Origin of the sequence: Stutzerimonas sp. R40042 (genome assembly GCF_026642215.1) — a bacterium.
In the GTDB taxonomy this organism is placed as follows: Bacteria; Pseudomonadota; Gammaproteobacteria; order Pseudomonadales; family Pseudomonadaceae; genus Stutzerimonas; species Stutzerimonas frequens.
In genome coordinates this window covers 3,479,669-3,498,551 of record NZ_CP113258.1, presented here as the reverse complement: position 1 = coordinate 3,498,551, position 18,883 = coordinate 3,479,669, and the positions used below count along the sequence as shown (strand labels likewise).

General features: G+C 64.9%; 16 protein-coding genes and 1 pseudogene. 5 read left to right on the top strand and 12 right to left on the bottom strand.

Going from position 1 to position 18,883, the window contains the following annotated elements; translation table 11 throughout:
* Nucleotides 1-74: 74 nt before the first annotated feature.
* From OUY36_RS16580 to puuE, 6 genes are all read right to left on the bottom strand, one after another.
* Nucleotides 75-1,415: a nucleobase:cation symporter-2 family protein gene (locus tag OUY36_RS16580; RefSeq protein ID WP_267935162.1), complete on the bottom strand. Its 1,341-nt coding sequence runs from the start codon at nt 1,413-1,415 to the stop codon at nt 75-77.
* Between the two features lie 142 nt (nt 1,416-1,557).
* Nucleotides 1,558-2,787: a urate hydroxylase PuuD gene (locus OUY36_RS16575; protein WP_267935160.1), complete on the bottom strand. Its 1,230-nt coding sequence runs from the start codon at nt 2,785-2,787 to the stop codon at nt 1,558-1,560.
* Nucleotides 2,788-2,870: 83 nt separating this feature from the next.
* Complete coding sequence (locus OUY36_RS16570) at nt 2,871-3,383, bottom strand: ureidoglycolate lyase (protein ID WP_043218997.1); 513 nt, start codon at nt 3,381-3,383, stop codon at nt 2,871-2,873.
* Between the two features lie 159 nt (nt 3,384-3,542).
* Nucleotides 3,543-4,538, bottom strand: coding sequence for an allantoicase (gene alc, locus OUY36_RS16565; RefSeq protein WP_003298235.1), 996 nt, complete (start codon nt 4,536-4,538; stop codon nt 3,543-3,545).
* Between the two features lie 79 nt (nt 4,539-4,617).
* On the bottom strand, nt 4,618-5,133 hold the full coding sequence (uraD, locus tag OUY36_RS16560) for a 2-oxo-4-hydroxy-4-carboxy-5-ureidoimidazoline decarboxylase (RefSeq protein WP_063540026.1): 516 nt from the start codon (nt 5,131-5,133) through the stop codon (nt 4,618-4,620).
* Entirely contained in the window at nt 5,133-6,062 is a 930-nt protein-coding gene (gene puuE / locus OUY36_RS16555) for an allantoinase PuuE (protein ID WP_267935152.1), read from the bottom strand. The genes uraD and puuE overlap by 1 nt, the downstream gene beginning before the upstream one ends.
* A 280-nt stretch (nt 6,063-6,342) precedes the next feature.
* Between puuE and uraH the strand changes: the two genes are divergently transcribed.
* Nucleotides 6,343-6,696, top strand: a complete 354-nt coding sequence (gene uraH / locus OUY36_RS16550) for a hydroxyisourate hydrolase (protein WP_125850931.1) — start codon at nt 6,343-6,345, stop codon at nt 6,694-6,696.
* 176 nt (nt 6,697-6,872) lie between these two features.
* Here the strand turns inward: uraH and OUY36_RS16545 are convergent, their stop codons facing one another.
* Together OUY36_RS16545 and OUY36_RS16540 are read right to left on the bottom strand one after the other, a co-directional pair.
* Nucleotides 6,873-7,499, bottom strand: a complete 627-nt coding sequence (locus OUY36_RS16545) for a LysE family translocator (protein WP_267935151.1) — start codon at nt 7,497-7,499, stop codon at nt 6,873-6,875.
* Between the two features lie 64 nt (nt 7,500-7,563).
* Nucleotides 7,564-8,910, bottom strand: a complete 1,347-nt coding sequence (locus OUY36_RS16540) for an NCS2 family permease (RefSeq protein ID WP_267938195.1) — start codon at nt 8,908-8,910, stop codon at nt 7,564-7,566.
* A 349-nt stretch (nt 8,911-9,259) separates the two neighbouring features.
* Here OUY36_RS16540 and OUY36_RS16535 point away from each other — a divergent pair, with 349 nt between their 5' ends.
* From OUY36_RS16535 to OUY36_RS16520, 4 genes and pseudogenes are all read left to right on the top strand, one after another.
* The gene (locus OUY36_RS16535) at nt 9,260-10,015 is read left to right on the top strand and encodes a GntR family transcriptional regulator (RefSeq protein WP_156244716.1); all 756 of its coding nucleotides are present in this window, start codon (nt 9,260-9,262) and stop codon (nt 10,013-10,015) included.
* A gap of 239 nt (nt 10,016-10,254) precedes the next feature.
* Nucleotides 10,255-10,929 carry a metal ABC transporter ATP-binding protein gene (locus tag OUY36_RS16530; RefSeq protein ID WP_267935150.1) on the top strand — a complete coding sequence of 225 codons (675 nt, stop codon included), beginning with the start codon at nt 10,255-10,257 and terminating at the stop codon, nt 10,927-10,929.
* A 41-nt stretch (nt 10,930-10,970) separates the two neighbouring features.
* Nucleotides 10,971-11,789, top strand: a complete 819-nt coding sequence (locus OUY36_RS16525) for a metal ABC transporter permease (RefSeq protein WP_267938193.1) — start codon at nt 10,971-10,973, stop codon at nt 11,787-11,789.
* A gap of 11 nt (nt 11,790-11,800) precedes the next feature.
* Nucleotides 11,801-12,673: pseudogene (locus OUY36_RS16520) on the top strand (metal ABC transporter substrate-binding protein).
* Here the strand turns inward: OUY36_RS16520 and guaD are convergent.
* From guaD to xdhA, 4 genes are all read right to left on the bottom strand, one after another.
* Nucleotides 12,670-13,977 (bottom strand): guanine deaminase, encoded by a 1,308-nt coding sequence (guaD, locus tag OUY36_RS16515; RefSeq protein ID WP_267935149.1) that lies wholly within the window; start codon nt 13,975-13,977, stop codon nt 12,670-12,672. The pseudogene OUY36_RS16520 and the gene guaD sit on opposite strands and share 4 nt — an antisense overlap.
* Before the next feature lie 87 nt (nt 13,978-14,064).
* A complete protein-coding gene (gene xdhC / locus OUY36_RS16510; protein WP_156244712.1) occupies nt 14,065-14,919 on the bottom strand; it encodes a xanthine dehydrogenase accessory protein XdhC in 855 nt (284 codons plus the stop codon).
* A gap of 94 nt (nt 14,920-15,013) precedes the next feature.
* Nucleotides 15,014-17,410 (bottom strand): xanthine dehydrogenase molybdopterin binding subunit, encoded by a 2,397-nt coding sequence (gene xdhB, locus OUY36_RS16505; protein WP_267935148.1) that lies wholly within the window; start codon nt 17,408-17,410, stop codon nt 15,014-15,016.
* A complete protein-coding gene (xdhA, locus tag OUY36_RS16500; protein ID WP_267935147.1) occupies nt 17,403-18,851 on the bottom strand; it encodes a xanthine dehydrogenase small subunit in 1,449 nt (482 codons plus the stop codon). The genes xdhB and xdhA overlap by 8 nt, the downstream gene beginning before the upstream one ends.
* Between the last annotated feature and the right edge of the window lie 32 nt (nt 18,852-18,883).

The following is an 18,883-nucleotide window of genomic DNA, read 5'->3' as shown; positions in this document are numbered from 1 at the left end:
TCTTGTCGAGGCAGGCAGCTGACCGGGGTGGCGAATGGCAGGCGGCGACCCGCGCCGGGTCGCCAGCCGTGGGCTCAGGCGTGGGCGGCGCCGGTCAGCGCTTCGCGCTCGGGGCCGCCGAGCACGTTGAACAGCAGGTTCAAGGTCACTGCGCTCAGCGTCGCCAGGGCGATGCCGCTGTGGGTGATCGGCTCCAGCCAGTGCGGCAGCTGGGCGAAGAACTCGGGGCGCACCACCGGAATCATGCTCAGGCCGATGCTCACCGCTACCAGGAGCTGGTTGCGGCGATCGGCGATGTCCGCTTCCTGCAGGATCTTGATACCGGTGGCCGCAACCATGCCGAACATCGCCAGGCCCGCGCCACCGAGCACCGCGGCCGGGATCGAGGCGACCAGGAAGGCCGCCTTGGGCAGCAGGCTCAGGGCGATCAGGATCAGCCCGGCGATGGCTGTGACGTGGCGGCTGCGTACGCCGGTCATCTGCACCAGGCCGATGTTCTGCGCGAAGGAGGAATGGGTGAAGGTGTTCATGAAGCCGGCCAGGAAGGTCGCCCCCGCATCGCATAGCAACCCGCGACGCAGGCGCTTGGGGTCCACCGTTTCGCCGGTGATCCGTCCGAGGGCGAGGAACATGCCCGCCGACTCGACGAAGATGATCACCACCACTAGGCACATCGAGAGGATCGGCGCCAGCGAGAAGGTCGGCGTGCCGAAGTGGTTGGGCGTCACTACCTGCACTGCCGGCGCTGCCGCCATGCCGGAAAGGTCCACCATGCCCAGCGCGCCGGCCAGTGCGTAGCCCAGGCCCATGCCGATCAGTACCGAAACGTTGACCCAGAAGCCGCGCAGGAAGCGGTTGACCAGCAGGATGGTGGCCAGCACCGCAGCGGCGATGCCGAGATAGTGCACCGCGCCGAACTGACTGGTGGCGCTGCCGCCGCCGGCCCAGTTCACCGCCACCGGAAACAGCGACAGGCCGATGGCGGTGATCACGGTGCCGGTCACCAGTGGTGGGAAGAAGCGCACGATGCGGCAGACGAAGGGCGCGATCAGCAGGCCAAAGGCACCGGCGGCGATGGTCGCGCCGAAGATGCCGGTCATGCCGACGCCCGGCATGCCGGCCATCACCACCATGCTGCTCACCGCCGCGAAGCTGGCGCCCATCATCACCGGCATGCGGATACCCATCGGCCCGATGCCCAGTGACTGCACCAGCGTGGCGATGCCGGCGACCAGCAGGTCGGCATTGATCAGAAAGGCGATCTCATCGCGCGACAGCCCGGCCGCCTGACCGACGATCAGCGGGACGGCGACGGCGCCGCCGTACATCAGCAGCACGTGCTGCAGGCTCACCAGCAATTGCTGCAGCCAGGGCAGCCGATTCGCCCCGGCGGGGCGGGCGTTCAGGTCGTTCATGCAAGATACCTCGGGCGCGTTTGTTATTGATTGTCGCGACAGCCCCTGCACGGGGGCCGGTATGGCCTGCACCGGGACTCGCCCGGCCGTGAAACGTCATTGCAAAAAAAAGCCGCACGCCAGGCGTGCGGCTGGGGTGGGCTCAGTTGGTCGGTGCGCCCTTGGCGATCCAGGCGCCGAGCAGGTCACGCTCGTCCTGGGTCATCTGGGTGATGTTGCCGAGCGGCATGATCTGGCTGGCGACGCTCTGCGCATGGATCTTCGCGGCCTGCTGGCGGATCTGCTCGGGTGTATCGAACATCACCCCGGCCGGTGCGCTGGAGAACATCGGGCTGCTCGGATTGGCCGAGTGACAGACGGTGCAGCGCTGCTCGATCACTTCATTGATCTGGCTGAAGCGCGGCGCGTCGGCATGTGCCTGGGCGGCGGCGCTGGCCTGCTCGGGCGTGGTGGCGGCCAGGTTCGGCGCACTGCTCGGGCGGTTCGGCGAGGTGACGAAGGCCAGGCAGATCATCCCCACCGCGGCGGCCGGCAAGGCCCAGGCGAAGCGGTTACTGTCGTGACGGGTGTTGAAGTAGTGACGGGCCAGTACCGACAACGCACCGAGGGCGGCGAGGATCAGCCAGTTGTACTGGCTGCCATAGGTGCTCGGGAAGTGGTTGCTGATCATGATGAACAGCACCGGCAGGGTGAAATAGTTGTTGTGCCGCGAGCGCAGCAGGCCCTTGGCCGGCAGTACCGGATCGGGCGTGCGGTTCTGCTCGATGGCGGTGACCAGTGCGCGCTGGGCCGGCATGATGATGCGGAACACGTTGCCGACCATGATGGTACCGATCAGCGCGCCGGTGTGGATGTAGGCCGCGCGGCCGCTGAAGATCTGCGAATAGCCCCAGCAGGCGGCGATCACCAGCACGAACAGCACCAGGCCGAGCAGCGCGGGGGTCTTGCCCAGTGGCGAATCGCACAGCAAGTCGTAGACGAACCAGCCGACGATCAGCGAGCCGAAGCCGATCGCCACGGCGGTGGCGGGCGTCAGGTCGCTGCCCGGTGCGATCAGGTACAGGCCGGGGTTGAGGTAGTAGACCACCAGCAGCAGGGCGACGCCCGACAGCCAGGTGGTGTAGGCCTCCCACTTGAACCAGTGCAGGTTCTCCGGCATCTGCGGCGGGGCGAGCTTGTATTTCTCCAGGTGGTAGATACCGCCACCGTGGATGGCCCAGAGATCACCCGACAGCCCTTCGCGCGGGTTGCTGCGGTTGAGGTTGTTCTCCAGCCAGACGAAATAGAAGGAGGCACCGATCCAGGCGATGCCGACGATCATGTGTATCCAGCGAATTCCCAGGTTCAGCCATTCGGTCAGATGTGCGTCCACGTTGATTACCTCTTGTACGGCGGCTGCAGCTGCCGTCCTTTCTTCTTATGGGTATCGGTCCGAGTCACCGCGCACGGTTGGGCTCAGCGCGAAACCTGTTGGGGGTCGAGGAGGAGTTGCTGATCCTCCGTGAAGAAGTACTCGTCGCAGTTGTTGCCAGAACCGCTGCGATCGACCACCAGGAATTCATCCCGCTTTTCGATCGTCAGCACCGGGTGGTGCCAGACGCCGCGGTGGTAATTGACGCCCTGCCTGCCGTTGCTGCGGAAGGCGCGGACGTGGCCCGGTACAGGTGCATCGCCAAGTGGCGCGACCACGACCAGAAAGGGGTGGCCGAGCAGCGGCACGAAGGCCTGGCTGCCCAGCGGATGACGTTCCAGCATGCGGATGACCAGCGGCATTTCCAGCGCCTCGGCACTGAAGATGCTGATGATCGCCCTGTCCTCGGGTTCGGCCGTCTCGACCGTGGCCAACTTGTGATAGCGGCGGGTCGAGCCGTTGTTGATCATGAAGAACTCGCTGCCTTCGGTCTCGATGACGTCGCCGAAGGGGGCAAAGGCTTCCTTGGTCAGTGGCTCGATGGTCAGGGTGCGCATGGCATTCTCGTTATCAAAATTCTGTGTTGTAGCCCCGCATGCTTGCGAGCCTGGTTTATCCGGTGGGCTGAAGCCCACCCTACGGCCGGGGGCCTAGGGCGAGCTCAGTAGGGGGCGGGCGGTGTTCCGCTTCAGTCCACCATGCCCCCTATCGCTACCTTACTTCGCCACCTTGCCGAACAAGCGCAGCCGGCTGACGCCGCCGTCCGGGAAGATGTTCAGGCGCACGTGGGTCACCGGGCCGAGCTTGGCGATCTGCTCGACGAACTCGTGTTCGGCGTGCATGGAGAGCTTCTGGCTCGGCAGCAGTTCACGCCAGAACAGGCTCTGGGTCTCGATCTGGCTGTCGGTGCCGCCCTTCACGTAGGCCGCCTGGATGGTGCAGCTGTCCGGGTAGTTGCCCTTGAAGTGCAGGGTATCGACGACGATGCGCTCGATCTCGCCCGGGTGGCCGAGGGCGACGATCACCCAGTCATTGCCCGGGGTACGGCGGCGGGCGGTTTCCCAACCGTCGCCCATGTTCTCGCCACGGTTCGGGTTGAGGATGTTGCTCATGCGGCCGAAGTGCTCGTCGGAGCAGGCCAGCGCGCGGCCACCGTTGAGGGCGGCGGCGAGGTCGATCTGCTCGTTGTCGCCGACGCTGCTCCAGTCGCGGTACGGAATGCCGTGCACGCGCAGGCGGGCGACGCCGCCGTCCGGGTAGATATTGAAGCGCAGGTGGCTGACCGGCTTGTCGAAGGCGATCTCGTGGTAGTGATGGCTGTTGCCCTTGAGCTCGACGGCCGGCAGGACTTCGGTCCAGACGGTGTCGTCGTTCGGATCGCCTTCGGCGACGAAGCAGGCTTCCAGCGAGGCCGACGGCGGAAAGTTGCCGGTGAAGTGGCTGGTGTCGATGTCCACGCCCTTGATCCAGCCGGGCACGCCGAGGCGGATCACGGCATGGTCGTAGCCTTCGAAGCGCTTGCGGCGCGACTCCCAGCCATCCATCCACTTGCCGTTGTCATCGAACACGCCCTCCTTCCATACGGCCGGCGTCGGCTGGAACAGCCGGTTGACGTCGGCGAACCAGTCGTCAGTGACGGAAATGGCGCGGGTGCCCAGGCGGGCGTCGGCCAGGTTGACGTATTTCTCGAAGGGTACGGCGTAAGCTTTCATCGCGATCTGCCTTGAATTGAGTGGAGCGGTTTCTGCCTTTATTGCCTGTGTTGCGGTGTTGCCTGTTTTCCCGTTCCGGCTACATGGCCTGCAGGCGGAACAGGGCGATCTTGTTGATTTCCGCCAACGCTCGGGCGAATTCCTGCTCGGGGCTGTTGTGGATGCGTTCTTCGAACGCGGCGAGGATCTGGTGCCGGTTGCTGCCCTTGACCGCCATGATGAAGGGGAAGCCGAACTTCGCCTTGTAGGCGTCATTGAGTTCGGTGAAGCGGGCGAACTCTTCTGGTGTGCATTCATGGATGCCGGCACCGGCCTGCTCGGAGGTGCTCGATGCGGTCAGCTCGCCGCGGATGGCGGCCTTGCCGGCGAGATCCGGGTGGGCGTTGACTAGCTTCAGCTGGGTGTCGTGGTCAGCGGCGAGCATCGCCTGGGACAGGCGGGTGTGCATCACCTCGACATAGTCCAGCGTCTCGTCGACGCCGGCGCCATAGACCGTCTCGGCGACCCAGGGCGAATGCTCGTAGACATCGGCGAAGGCGGCGACGAAGGCGTCGCGGTCGAGGGTCGAGGGCTTGATCGTCTTGAACGGGGTCATCAGCTGCGCTCCGCGGTCATGGGGTGGGTGGCGTGCCAGTGGCGGGCGATGTCGACGCGGCGGGCAAACCAGACCTTTTCATGACCCTTCACGTAGTCGATGAAACGGGCCAGCGCGGCCATGCGCGCCGGGCGGCCGAGCAGCCGGCAGTGCATGCCGATCGAGAGCATCTTCGGCGCGCCTTCGCAGCCCTCGGCGTAGAGCACGTCGAAGGCGTCCTTCAGGTAGCTGTAGAAATCGTCGCCGGTGTTGAAGCCCTGCACCTGGGTGAAGCGCATGTCGTTGGTGTCCAGCGTGTAGGGGATCACCAGGTGCGGCTTGACCGGCGCCGAGTCCGGGTCCCAGTAGGGCAGGTCGTCGTCATAGGTGTCGGAGTCGTAGAGGAAGCCGCCTTCCTCGCGCACCAGGCGCCGGGTGTTGGGGCTGGTGCGGCCGGTGTACCAGCCCAGCGGGCGCTCGCCGGTCAGCTCGGTGAGGATGCGGATGGCCTCGAGCATGTGCTCGCGCTCCTGGGCTTCGTCCATGTACTGGTAGTCGATCCAGCGATAACCGTGGCTGCAGATCTCGTGGCCGTCGGCGACCATCGACTTGATGACCTCCGGGTGGCGCTGCGCGGCCATGGCCACGGCGAAGATCGTCAGCGGAATCTCGTGCTGCTTGAACAGCTTGAGCAGACGCCAGACGCCGGCGCGGCTGCCGTATTCGTAGAGCGATTCCATGCTCATGTGGCGCACGCCCTGCAGCGGCTGCGCGGCGACCATCTCGGAGAGAAAGGCTTCGGATTCCTTGTCGCCATGCAGTACGCAGCGCTCGCCGCCTTCCTCGTAGTTCAGCACGAAGGACAGGGCGATACGGGCCTCGCCCGGCCACTGCGGGTGGGGCGGGTTGCTGGCGTAACCGATAAGGTCGCGTGGGTAGTCGGCGCTCACTGGGCTGCTTCCTGTATGGCGGGTCGTGATGTAACGACCGGATGGACAGATTGTATACAAATTGATTGACGGCTTGTAAATAGCTTTTTTCCGAATGCCTTCTGCTCAACCCTGCCGCCAACGGCTCGGCTAAGGTTCGCGCCGACAGGCGGTGCCTGCAGAGAGCGGGCCAACAGTGGATTTTTGAATTGTGTACAAAAATATATTCAAATTGTCTTGAGTGTGTCGGTCGTGCTGGCTATGCTCGGGTCAGTTTCCATTCAACAGAGCGGAGGTGCCCGTGGGCCGTTTGACCACACACGTACTCGATGCCGCCCACGGTTGTCCGGGCAGCGGTATCAAGGTGGAACTGCATCGCGTCGAGGATCAGGGCCTGACCCTGGTCGCCACGCGTGAAACCAACGCTGATGGCCGCTGCGACAGCCCGTTGCTGGAAGGCGCGGACTACCGGTCCGGGGTCTATCAGCTGCATTTCCACGCCGGCGACTACTACCGCGGTCGCGGTGTGCAGCTGGGGGCGCCGGCCTTTCTCGACGAGGTGGTGCTACGGTTCGGCATCGATGCCGCGCAGGATCACTACCACGTGCCGTTGCTGATTTCGCCGTACAGCTATTCGACCTATCGGGGTAGCTGAGGCGTTTTTAGTTCAGTGCTGACTCTTATGGAGTCCCTTTTACCCGCCGTAATGGCGGGTTTTTTATGGGCTGAGTCTGGTCGGCGGGCGTTGTTGTGCGCGGGGCCACAGGTTGCGCCGAGGAAGGTGTATCGCCCCGCATTAAGTTGTGAGTCGGTGCTACCAGCGCAGCCAAGTCAACGGCTTATCAGAGACGCCGCCCCCGCGCCTCCAAACAGTGCCGCGCTGGTCCGGTTGAACCACACATGCCCCCTACCGGTGCGCAGATAGCGCGCCGCGCTTTGCGCCCCCAGCCCATAGGCGAGCTTGCAGCAGAGGTCGAGCACCGACCAGGTCAGGATCATCGCCAGCAATTGCGTTAGCAACGGCTGCTCCGCGTTGAGGAACTGTGGCAGGAAGGCGGCGAAGAAGAGAATGTCCTTGGGGTTGCTGCCACCCAGGATGAACGCCCGGCCGAACAGCCGACTGAAACGCGGCGCGAGGGCCGGGGTTGCGATCTCGCGTGCTGCCGGCGCCTGACGGGCCTCCTGCCAGCTCTGCCAGGCCAGATAGAACAGATACAGCGCACCGATCAGCTTGAGTGTGCTGAACAGCCTTTCCGAGGCCATCAGGATGGCGCCAAGGCCCAGCGCCGAGGCGCTAAGCAGAAGGATCGAGGCGGTCACCCCGCCGAGGAAGGCCGGCCAGGAGCGGCGCACCCCATGGTTCAGGCTGTTGCTGATCATCAACAGCGACAGCGGGCCGGGGATCAGGATCACCACCAGCGCCGCACTCGCATACAACAACCAGATTTCCAGACTCATCACACCCTCCTGACAAATGAAAAAGCCCCGCCGCGATACGACGGGGCGGCGATGCGCGCCTCGCTCAGAGGAACGCGAATTTGGCGATGAATACCACGCACAGCACGTACAGGCTCAGGGACACCTTATCGCGCTGGCCGGTCAGCAGCTTCAGCGTGGCATAGGTGAGAAAGCCGAGGGCGATGCCGTTGGCGATGGAAAAGGTCAGCGGCATCATCACCACGGTGACGATCGCCGGGATGGTGTCGGTGTGGTCCTTCCAATCGATGTTGGCCAGGCCGCTCATCATCAGCATCGCCACGTAGATCAGCGCGCCGGCGGTGGCGTAGGCCGGAATCATGCCGGCCAGCGGGGCGAAGAACATGGCGATCAGGAACAGCACGCCGACGGTCACCGCGGTCAGCCCGGTGCGGCCGCCCGCGGCGACGCCCGAGGCGCTCTCCACATAGCTGGTCACTGGCGGGCAGCCGACGAAGGCGCCGACCACGCTGGAACTGCTGTCGGCCTTCAGCGCACGGGAGAGGTTCTCGATCTTGCCGTCCTCGTTCACCAGGTTGGCACGATGGGCGACGCCCATCAGGGTGCCGGCGGTGTCGAACATGTTCACGAAGAGGAAGGCCAGGATCACGCTGACCATCGCCACGTTGAGCGCGCCGGCGATGTCCATCGCCAGCCAGGTCGGCGCCAGGCTCGGCGGCATCGATACCAGGCCGCTGTATTCGACCAGTCCCATTGCCCAGCCGATACCGGTGACCGCCAGCATGCTCAGCAGGATCGCGCCGAACACGTTGCGGTGGCTGAGCACTGCGATCATCAGAAAACACACCGCGGCGAGCAGGGCGGTGGGTTCGCCGAACGAGCCCATGGTCAGCAGGGTGGCCGGGCTGTCGACCACGATGCCGGCGGTCTTCAGGCCGATCAACCCGAGGAACAGGCCGACCCCCGCGCCCATGGCGAAGCGCAGGCTCATGGGGATGCTGTTGAGCAACCATTCGCGGATGCGCGACAGGCTCATGATCATGAACAGCACGCCGGAGATGAACACCGCACCCAGGGCGATCTGCCAGCTGTAGCCCATCTCGCCGACGACCGTGTAGGTGAAGAAGGCGTTCAGGCCCATGCCTGGTGCCAGGCCCACCGGCCAGTTCGCGTACAGGCCCATCAACAGGCAGCCGAGCGCGGCACCGATGCAGGTCGCAACGAAGGCGGCGCCGTGGTCGATGCCGGCGTCGGCCATGATGTTCGGGTTGACGAAGATGATGTAGGCCATGGTGACGAAGGTCGTCAGGCCGGCGAGCAGTTCGGTACGGATGCTGGTGCGGTGTTCGCTGAGCTTGAACAGCCGGTCCAGCCAGCCGGGGGCGGTGCGTTGCAAGGGTGCTGCCTGGGGCTTGCGCTTGATGCTTTCCACTGGGCTTTCCTCATCGTTCTTGTTGTCGATCACCCGGAGCACGACACTCCCGAGGGGCGGGTGATGGTGTGCCCTTCGTTCTGTTAGTTGACCGAAAGGTCAGGAAGGGCTGTCCGGATTATGCTTTTGTATACAAGAAATGCAAACAATAATTCGCCCTCGCTTCAGCGTCGGCTGGCATGTGAGCTGAGGGCGGCGAATTGAGCTGCCTTTGGTGAAAAGATGGCGTGGAATTGATTGTGCACAAGCGGAGCGATGATTTTGCCCGTTTTATTTGCTCGACGACTGCCAGTGGAGCAGCTAACGCAGTAAAGTTCGGCCTTGACGACACTTCACTTGCGAGCCATCGATGAACGAACAGTTGCAGCCCCTGAAGAAGCCGACCAAGACCGGCAAGACTCGCACCGGGACGCAGGACGATATCGTTTATGCACACATCTTCGATGCCATCCTCGAACAGCGCCTGGCACCTGGCACCAAGCTCAGTGAGGAAGCTCTGGGCGAGATCTTCGGTGTCAGCCGCACCATCATCCGCCGCGCACTGTCGCGGCTGGCCCATGAGGGCGTGGTGTTGCTGCGCCCCAATCGTGGCGCGGTGGTCGCCAGCCCGAGCGTCGAGGAAGCACGGCAGATCTTCTTCGCCCGTCGGCTGGTGGAAAAGGCCATCACCGAACTGGCCGTGCAGCACGCCAGTGAAGCGCAGCTGGCTGAGTTGCGGCAGATGGTCCTCGACGAGCGCGACTGCTTCGCTCGCGGCGATCGCGGCGCCGGCATCCGTCTGTCCGGCGAGTTCCACCTCAAGCTGGCGGAAGCAGCGAAGAACGCGCCACTGGTGAGTTTCCAGCGCAGCCTGGTGTCGCAGACTTCGCTGATCATCGCCCAGTACGAAGGCGCCAGTCGCTCGCATTGCTCCTACGACGAGCACAACGAGCTGATCGATGCCATCGCCGCGCGCGACGCCGAGAAGGCCGTGCACCTGATGATGCATCACATGGACCACATCGACAGCAAACTCAATCTCGAGGAAGAAAGCGCCTCGAACGACCTGCACGCGGTGTTCTCGCATCTGACCTTGATGAAGAAAAAGGCGCGTACGCCCCGCTGACCTCGCATTCGCGCTGCCGTTGCAGGCGGCAGCGCGCGTATCCCGCTGGCCTCGCCATCTTTCCTGTGTCGGTGCGGCATCGCAGGCGGCAGCGTCAGCCTTCAGCCGCCGGCTGAATCTATCTCATGCCTATTGAACCGCTCTGCTACCGCGCTGTGCCTGCTGGCAAATGTTATGTTATAACTTTTGTTGTTTTGGTTGCTGGCACCGCTTTCCGAGCGGTGCGGAGATGGAGTTTCTTGATCGTGATCGAATGTCGTGAGTTGCAGTGGGGCGCCGGCGGGCGGGCCCTCACGCCGCCGTTGAACCTCAAGCTAGCGGCCGGCAGTCTTACCGCGGTGATCGGCAGCAATGGTTCGGGCAAGAGCAGCCTGCTCAGGGTATTGGCCGGTTTGGATCGCCCGCTGGCCGGTCACATTCGACTGGGCGTGACGCGTCCGGGCGGTGTGGCCTATCTGCCGCAGCAGCAACAGATCGACCGGCAGTTTCCGATACGTCTGCTGGAGCTGGTCAGGGGCGGTTTCTGGGGCAGTCGTCTCGGCCGTAGCGAACGCCACGCTCGGCTACGTCAGGTACTGGCCGATTGGGGCTTGCTCAATCTGCAGACCCAGGGCCTGCACGCGCTGTCTGGTGGGGAACTGCAGCGGGCGCTGCTGGCCCGGATGAGCCTGACCGATGCGCAGGTACTGCTGCTCGACGAACCCGAGGCGGCACTCGACGAGACCGGTGTCGATCTGCTCTGGCAGCACCTCCGACGCTGGCAGCAGCAAGGCAGAACGCTGGTGCTGGTCAGCCACAACCTCGACAGCCTACGGGAAAAGCGCTGCAATGCACTGCGTATCGCGCGCAGCGGCTGCGTCGCAGCGCCGATCGATCAGCTACTCGATCATGATCCGCTCGGACGAGTGGCGTGACGGTCGACCTGCTCTGGAGCCCCTTTGCCGAGTTCGCCTTCATGCGCCGCGCGCTGCTCGGCGGCGTGGCGCTGGCCTGCAGCGCGGCGCCGCTGGGTGTCTTCCTGATCCTGCGGCGGATGAGTCTGATCGGCGATGCCATCGCCCACGGCATCCTGCCGGGTGCGGCGCTGGCATTCTGGCTGTTCGGTCTCAGCCTGCCGGCCCTGACGCTCGGTGGGCTGACCGCCGGGCTCGGCATGGCCGGCGCAGCGGCCTGGGTCAGCCGCCGTACCGGCTTGCGCGAAGACGCCAGCCTCGCCGCGCTTTATCCCATTTCCCTGGCCAGCGGCGTGCTGCTGCTCGGCCTGGCGGGACGCAAGCTCGACCTCCTGCACCTGCTGTTTGGCTCCGCGCTGGCCGTAGATGCCGACACCCTCAGCGGCATGCTCGCCACGGCGGCGTTCAGCCTGCTGGTGCTGGCACTGATCTACCGTGCCCTGGCGCTGGACAGCCTGGCCCCGTTGTTCTTGCGCAGCGTCAGCCGAATCGGGCCATTGGCCCATGCGGGCTTTCTGACACTGGTGGTGCTCAACCTGGTGATCGGCTTCCAGGCCATCGGTGCGCTGATGGTGGTGGGGCTGATGATGCTGCCGGCTGCGGCCGCGCGCTTCTGGAGCCGCCGCCTGCCCGTCCTGTTGCCGCTGGCTGCGCTGCTGGGCGCCCTGTGCGTATGGCTGGGGCTGCTGCTGTCGTTCTACGCCAGCCTGCCCAGCGGGCCGTGCATCGTGCTGCTCGCGGGGGCGTTCTACCTGATTTCAGTCGTTGCGGGCCCGGTATATGGCCTGCTGCGTTCGCCCGCTTCAATCCAGACCGTCTGAGGTATCAACCCATGCGTTACCTGTTTCTGTTATTGGCCCTCTGGCTGCCCCTTTCCCTGCAGGGGGCCGAAAAGATCAGCGTCGTGACCAGCTTCAGCATCCTTGCCGACATGACGCGGGAGGTCGGTGGCGAGCATATCGAACTGACCAATCTGGTCGGTCCCGACGCCGACGCGCATCTTTATGAACCCAGCCCGGATGATGCCCAGGCCTTGCTCCGCGCCGACCTGATCATCGCCAACGGGCTGGGCTTCGAACCCTGGCTGGAGCGCCTGCTGGCCAGCAGCTAGCCGGCGGGCAAGCGGATCGATGCCAGCGCGGGTGTCGTGCCGCTGATGCTGGAAGAGGAGGGCGAGGCGGTGCCTGACCCTCATGCGTGGCAGAGCCTGACCAATGCCGAAATCTACGTGCGCAATATCGCCAAGGCGCTCGTGGCGCTCGATCCAGCGCATCGCAACGACTATGAGCGGCGTCGTGACGCCTACCTGAGCCGGCTACACGCGCTGCTGAAGAAGGCCGATACCCGTATCGGCAGCCTGCCGGCCAGCCAGCGCAAGGTGGTGACCAGCCATGACGCCTTCGGCTATCTGGGGCAGGCCTGGCAGCTCCAGTTCATCGCGCCGCAGGGGCTGTCGACCCATGACGAACCCTCGGCCGCCGACGTGGCCGCGTTGATCCGCCAGCTCCGCCAGGAGGGGGTGAGGGCCGTGTTCGTGGAGAACATTCGTGATCCGCGGCTCATCGAGCAGATCGCCGAAGAGGCGGGCGCCACGGTCGGCGGCACCCTGTACTCCGATGCGCTGGCCAGCGCAGGGCCGGCCAGCACTTACCTGGGCATGTTCGAGCACAACCTCGATACGCTGATGCAGGCGTTGCAGCCCTAGCCAGCCTTGCGATGCACCGAGACGCCGGCGGCGAAGGTTTCCTTCACCGCGCGGTCGTCGCCGAGGATCATCAGGGCGAAGAGCTTTTCCTGCAGGCTCGTCGCCTGGCTCAGGCGATAGTCGATCAGCGGCGTCGCCTTGTAGTCGAGCACCACGAAGTCGGCCTCCTTGCCCGGCTGCAGGTTGCCGATCCGGTCGTCCAGATAGAGCGCCCGCGCGCCGCCGAGGGTGGCGAGATAGAGTGCCTTGAACGCGTCGAGCTTCTGGCCCTGCAGCTGCAACACCTTGTACGCCTCGTTCAGGCTGGCGAGCTGCGAGAAGCTGGTGCCGCCGCCGACGTCGGTGCCCAGGCCGACGCGCACACCGAAGCCTTCCACCTTGGCCAGGTCGAACAGGCCGCTGCCGAGGAACAGGTTGGAGGTGGGACAGAACGACACCGCCGAGCCGGTCTCACCGAGGCGTTTGCACTCGTCGTCGCACAGGTGGATGCCGTGGGCGAACACCGAGCGCGGGCCGATCAGGCCGTGGTGGTCGTAGACGTCCAGATAGCCTTTGCGCTCGGGGAACAGCTCCTTGACCCACTCGACCTCCTGCTTGTTTTCGGAGATGTGGGTGTGCATGTACAGGTCGGGGAATTCGGCGAAGAGCTTGCCGGCCAGGGTGAGCTGCTCCGGCGTGCTGGTCGGGGCGAAACGCGGGGTGACGGCGTAATGCAGACGGCCCTTGCCGTGCCAGCGCTCGATCAGCTCGCGGCTGTCGGCGTAGCCGGACTCGGCGGTGTCGGTAAGGAACTCCGGGGCGTTGCGGTCCATCAGCACTTTGCCGGCGATCATCCGCAGATTGCGCTTCTCGCAGGCCTCGAAGAAGGCGTCCACCGACTGCTTGTGCACCGTGCCGAACACCAGCGCGGTGGTGGTGCCGTTGCGCAGCAGCTCGCCGAGAAACAGCTCGGCCTGCTCGCGGGCGTGGGCCATGTCGCTGAAGCGGCCCTCGTTGGGGAAGGTGTAGGTTTCCAGCCAATCCAGCAGTTGCGCGCCGTAGGAGCCGATGACGCCGACCTGCGGGTAGTGGATATGGGTGTCGACGAAACCCGGAGTGATCAGCGCGTCCGGGTATTCGACAACCTCGGTGCCGGCCGCCAGGGTCGGCAGCAGTTCGGCGGCGTGTCCGATGCGCGCGACCTTGCCGTCCTCGACGACCAGCAGGCCGTCCTCGAAGTATTCATGGGATTGCTCGATGCCCACTTCGCGCGGGTCGGCGAGGCAGTGGAGCAGGGCGGCACGGTAGGCTTTGGTGCTTGGCATGGTGACTCTCGAAAATCGTTGTATGAGGGTGTTGCGTTGACATGGGCAGGCCGCCGCCGATGGCGTGCCTGCAACAATGTCGAGTGGTCAGTTGGTCTGGGCGCGGCGCGAAGCGGGGACCAGCATCGGTACGGGCTTTTCACCGTCTTCGGCGTTCTCCCCACCCTTTTCACCGAAATGCGCGTTGTAGGTGGCGATCACCTCGCCGGCGATGGACACGGCGATCTCCACCGGCAGCTTGCCCTTCACCTCGGCGATGCCCATCGGGCAGCGCATGCGCTGTACGGTCTCCGGCTGGAAGCCGCGGTCCCGCAGACGGTGTTCGAACCTGGCGCGTTTGCTCTTCGAGCCGATCAGCCCGTAGTAGGTGAAATCGTTGCGTGAAAGGATCGCGGCGGTCAGTTCCAGGTCGAGCTGATGATTGTGGGTCATGACGATGAAGTAGCTGCCGGCGGGCATGTTATCCACTTCCTCGACCACATCGTCGTTGACCACCTTTTCCACGCCGCGCGGAATCTCGGCGGGGAATTCGTTATCGCGCGAATCGACCCAGCGCACCTTGCACGGCAGGCTGGCCAGCAGTGGCACCAGCGCGCGCCCGACATGCCCGGCACCGAACACGGCGATATGCGCCTGTGGCTGGCCCATGGGCTCGAACAGCAGCACCGTGGCGCCACCGCAGCACTGGCCGAGGCTGGCGCCGAGGGAGAAGCGCTCGAGGCGGGTGTCACGGCTGCGCTTTTCCAGCATTTCGCGGGCGATCTGCTGGGCCTTGTACTCCAGGTGGCCGCCGCCGATGGTGTCGTACAGGCGCTCACGGCTGACCACCATCTTTGAGCCGGCATTGCGCGGCGTGGAGCCGCGCTCCTCGATGATGGTCACCAGCACGCAGGGTTCGCCTTTGTGTTGCAGCTCGGCGAGTGCTTCGATCCAGTTGTGCATTTCGTTCTCCAGGGGCCGGAACAGTGTGGGGTTGCGCCGGCGCATCCGGGTTGCGGTCATGGTGCTTTGGTGGGCTGAAGCCCACCATTGAGTTTCAGGCCGGTGCGCTTTCCGTGGCGCTTGACACCGCCGCGGTCCGCTTCAACCTGCGCATCTGTTCCACGCCCCAGAGCACGCGCTCGGGGGTCGCCGGAGCATCGATCTGCGGCTGCGCCCGGTAGTCAGCCAGGCTCGCCACCGCATCCTTGATCGCGCACCAGACCGAGATGCCGAGCATGAACGGCGGCTCGCCCACGGCCTTGGAGTGGAACACGGTGTCTTCGGGGTTCTTGCGGTTCTCCACCAGCTTGACCCGCAGATCCAGCGGCATGTCCGCCACCGCCGGGATCTTGTAGCTGGCCGGGCCGTTGGTCATCAGCTTGCCCTTGTCGTTCCAGACCAGCTCTTCCATGGTCAGCCAGCCCAGGCCCTGGACGAAGCCGCCCTCGACCTGGCCGATGTCGATGGCCGGGTTCAGCGAGGCGCCGACGTCATGCAGGATGTCGCTGCGCAGCATCTTGTATTCGCCGGTCAGGGTATCGACGATCACTTCCGAGCAGGCCGCGCCATAGGCGAAGTAGTAGAACGGCCGCCCGCGCGCCTGACTGCGGTCGTAGTAAATCTTCGGCGTGCGGTAGAAGCCGGTGGACGACAGCGATACCTGGCCGAAATAGGCCTGCTGGATCAGCTCCTCGAAGCTGATGTAGTGGTCGCGCAGGCGCACCTGGCCGTTCTTGAACTCGACGTCTTCCTCGAAGATCTGCCACTTGCGCGCGGCGAACTCCACCAGCCGCTGCTTGATGGTCTGCGCCGCATTCTGCGCCGCCTTGCCGTTGAGGTCGGCGCCGCTGGAGGCTGCCGTCGGCGAGGTGTTGGGCACCTTGTCGGTGTTGGTGGCGGTGATCTGGATACGTTCGATATCCACCTGGAACACCTCGGCTACCACCTGGGCGACCTTGGTGTTCAGGCCTTGGCCCATCTCGGTGCCACCGTGGTTCAGGTGGATGCTGCCATCGGTGTAGACGTGCACCAGCGCGCCGGCCTGGTTGAGGAAGCTGGCGGTGAAGCTGATGCCGAACTTCACCGGCGTCAGCGCCAGGCCCTTCTTCAGGACCGGGCTTGCAGCATTGAACGCGCGGATATCTTCGCGTCGCTTTGCATAGTCGCTGCTGGCTTCCAGCTCGGCGGTCATCTCCTCGAGCATGTTGTGCTCGACGGTCTGGTAGTAGTGGGTGACGTTGCGCTCGGTCTTGCCGTAGTAGTTGCGCTTGCGCACCTCGAGCGGGTCCTTGCCCAGCTCGCGGGCCACCGCGTCCATGATCTCCTCGATGGCCACCATGCCCTGTGGGCCGCCGAAGCCGCGGTAGGCGGTATTCGAGGCGAGGTTGGTCTTGCAGCGATGGCCGTTGATGGTGGCGTCGCCCAGGTAGTAGGCGTTATCGGAGTGGAACATGGCGCGGTCGACGATCGAGCCGGAAAGGTCCGGCGAATAACCGCAGTTACCGGCCAGATCGATCTCGATGCCGTGCAGCAGACCGTCATCGTCGAAGCCGACGTCGTACTCGACGTAGAAGGGGTGGCGTTTGCCGGTCATGGTCATGTCTTCCATGCGCGGCAGGCGCATCTTGGTCGGCCGGCCGGTGAGGTGCGCGATCACCGCGCACAGGCATGCCGGGCCCGCGGCCTGGGTTTCCTTGCCGCCGAAGCCGCCGCCCATGCGGCGCATGTCGATGACGATCTTGTTCATCGGCACGCCGAGCACTTCGGCCACCAGCTTCTGCACCTCGGTGGGGTTCTGCGTCGAGGTGTAGACGATCATGCCGCCGTCTTCGGTGGGCATGACCGAGGACACCTGTGTCTCCAGGTAGAAGTGCTCCTGCCCGCCGATGTGCAGCGAACCCTGCAGCCGACGTGGCGCGCTGGCCAGGGCGGTGGCCGAGTCGCCGCGCTTGTGGGTGTGGCTGTCGAGCACGAAGTGCTTCTTGTGCAGCGCCTCGACCACGTCGAGCACCGGCTCCAGATCCTCGTATTCGATGATCGCGGCCATCGCCGCCTGGCGTGCGGTTTCCAGGCTGTCGGCAGCCACGGCGATCACCGGCTGGCCGATGAACTCGACCTTGCCGTCGGCCAGCAGCGGGTCGCCGGGCATCACGGCACCGATGTCCAGCTGGCCCGGCACGTCCTTCGCCGTGATGGCGATGGCCACGCCCGGAATCTGGTAGCAGGGCGCGGTGTCGATGCGGACGATGCGGGCGTGGGCGCGCTCGCTCATGCGCGCATAGACGTGCAGCTGATTGGGAAACTCCAGCCGGTCGTCGACGTACACCGCCTCGCCCGAGACATGCTTGGGCGCGCTGTCGTGCTTGACGCTGCGACCGACGCCGGTGACCAGGTCCTGGGTGAACAGCGCCGCGATTTCTTCCTGAGTGCGGGTGGTTACGTGGTTAGACATAAGCGGTCACCCTCGTCTCGGTCTTCGGTGCTTGTTGTTCGAGGAAGCATTTGCGCAGCAGGTTCTGTGCGACCAGCAGGCGATACTCGCGGCTGGCGCGGAAGTCGGTCAGCGGCGTGAAGTCTTCGGCCAGTGCATCACAGGCGGCTTCCACGGTCTGCTGGTTCCACGGTGCGCCGTTCAGGGTCGCCTCGCAGGCCGCGGCGCGCTTGGGAATCGCCGCCATGCCGCCAAAGGCGACACGGGCATCGGCGACCACGCCATCGGTGATCTGCAGGTCAAAGGCGGCGCAGACAGCGGAGATATCGTCGTCCAGTCGCTTGGAAACCTTGTAGGCGCGGAACAGGCGATCCGGCGTGGCGCGCGGCACCCGTACCTTCTCGATGAATTCCCCGGGCTGGCGCGCGGTGACCTTGTAGTCGATGAAGTAGTCCTCGAGCGGCAGGGTGCGGCTGCTGGCGCCCTTGCGCAGGACGACTTCGGCACCCAGGGCGATCAGCAGCGGCGGCGAGTCGCCGATCGGCGAGGCGTTGCCGATGTTGCCACCGAGCGTGCCCTGGTTGCGGATCTGCAGCGAGGCGAAGCGCTGCAGCAGCTCGCCGAAATCCGGGTACTCGGCGGCCAATGCTTCGTAGCAGTCGGTCAGCGGTGCGGCTGCACCGATCTCGATATGGCGGTCGGCGGTCTGGACCTGCTTCATCTCGGCGATCTGACCGACATGGATCATCACCGGCAGCTCACGATGGAACTGGGTGACCTCCAGCGCCAGGTCGGTTCCACCGGCAAGCAGCCGTGCGTCGGGATTGGCGGCGTAGACCTCGGCCAGTTCGGCGACGGTCAGCGGCGACAGGCAGCGTTTTTCGCCGTCGCTGAGCTCGGCCATTTCTCGCGGGGCGATGGCCTTGAGCTGGGCGATGGTCTCGGCTTCGCGGGCATCGAACTGGTCTGATTGGCGGTTGCCGCAGGCCTGCTCGGCGGCTTCGAGGATCGGCCGGTAGCCGGTGCAGCGGCAGAGGTTGCCGGCCAGGGCTTCGTGGGCCTGGTGCGGATCGTATTCATTGACCGCGCCGGCGTTCTTCTGCAGGGCGAACAGGCTCATGACGAAGCCGGGGGTACAGAAGCCGCACTGCGAGCCGTGGCAGTCGACCATCGCCTGCTGGACGCTGTGCAGCCGGCCCTGGTCCTTGAGGTCTTCGACGCTGATCAACTGCTTGCCGTGCAGCGCGGAGACGAAGGTCAGGCACGAGTTGAGGGTGCGATAGCGCAGGCGGTCGCCGGCCAGTTCGCCGACCACCACGGTACAGGCGCCACAGTCACCGGAGGCGCAGCCCTCCTTGGTTCCGGTCTTGCCACGATACTCGCGCAGGTACTGCAGCACCGTGGTGTTGGGATCGAGCGCGCGTTCGCTGCGCAGTTCTCGATTGAGGAGAAACTGGATCAAGGCGATGCCTCCGCTGTTGTTGTTCTGACGCG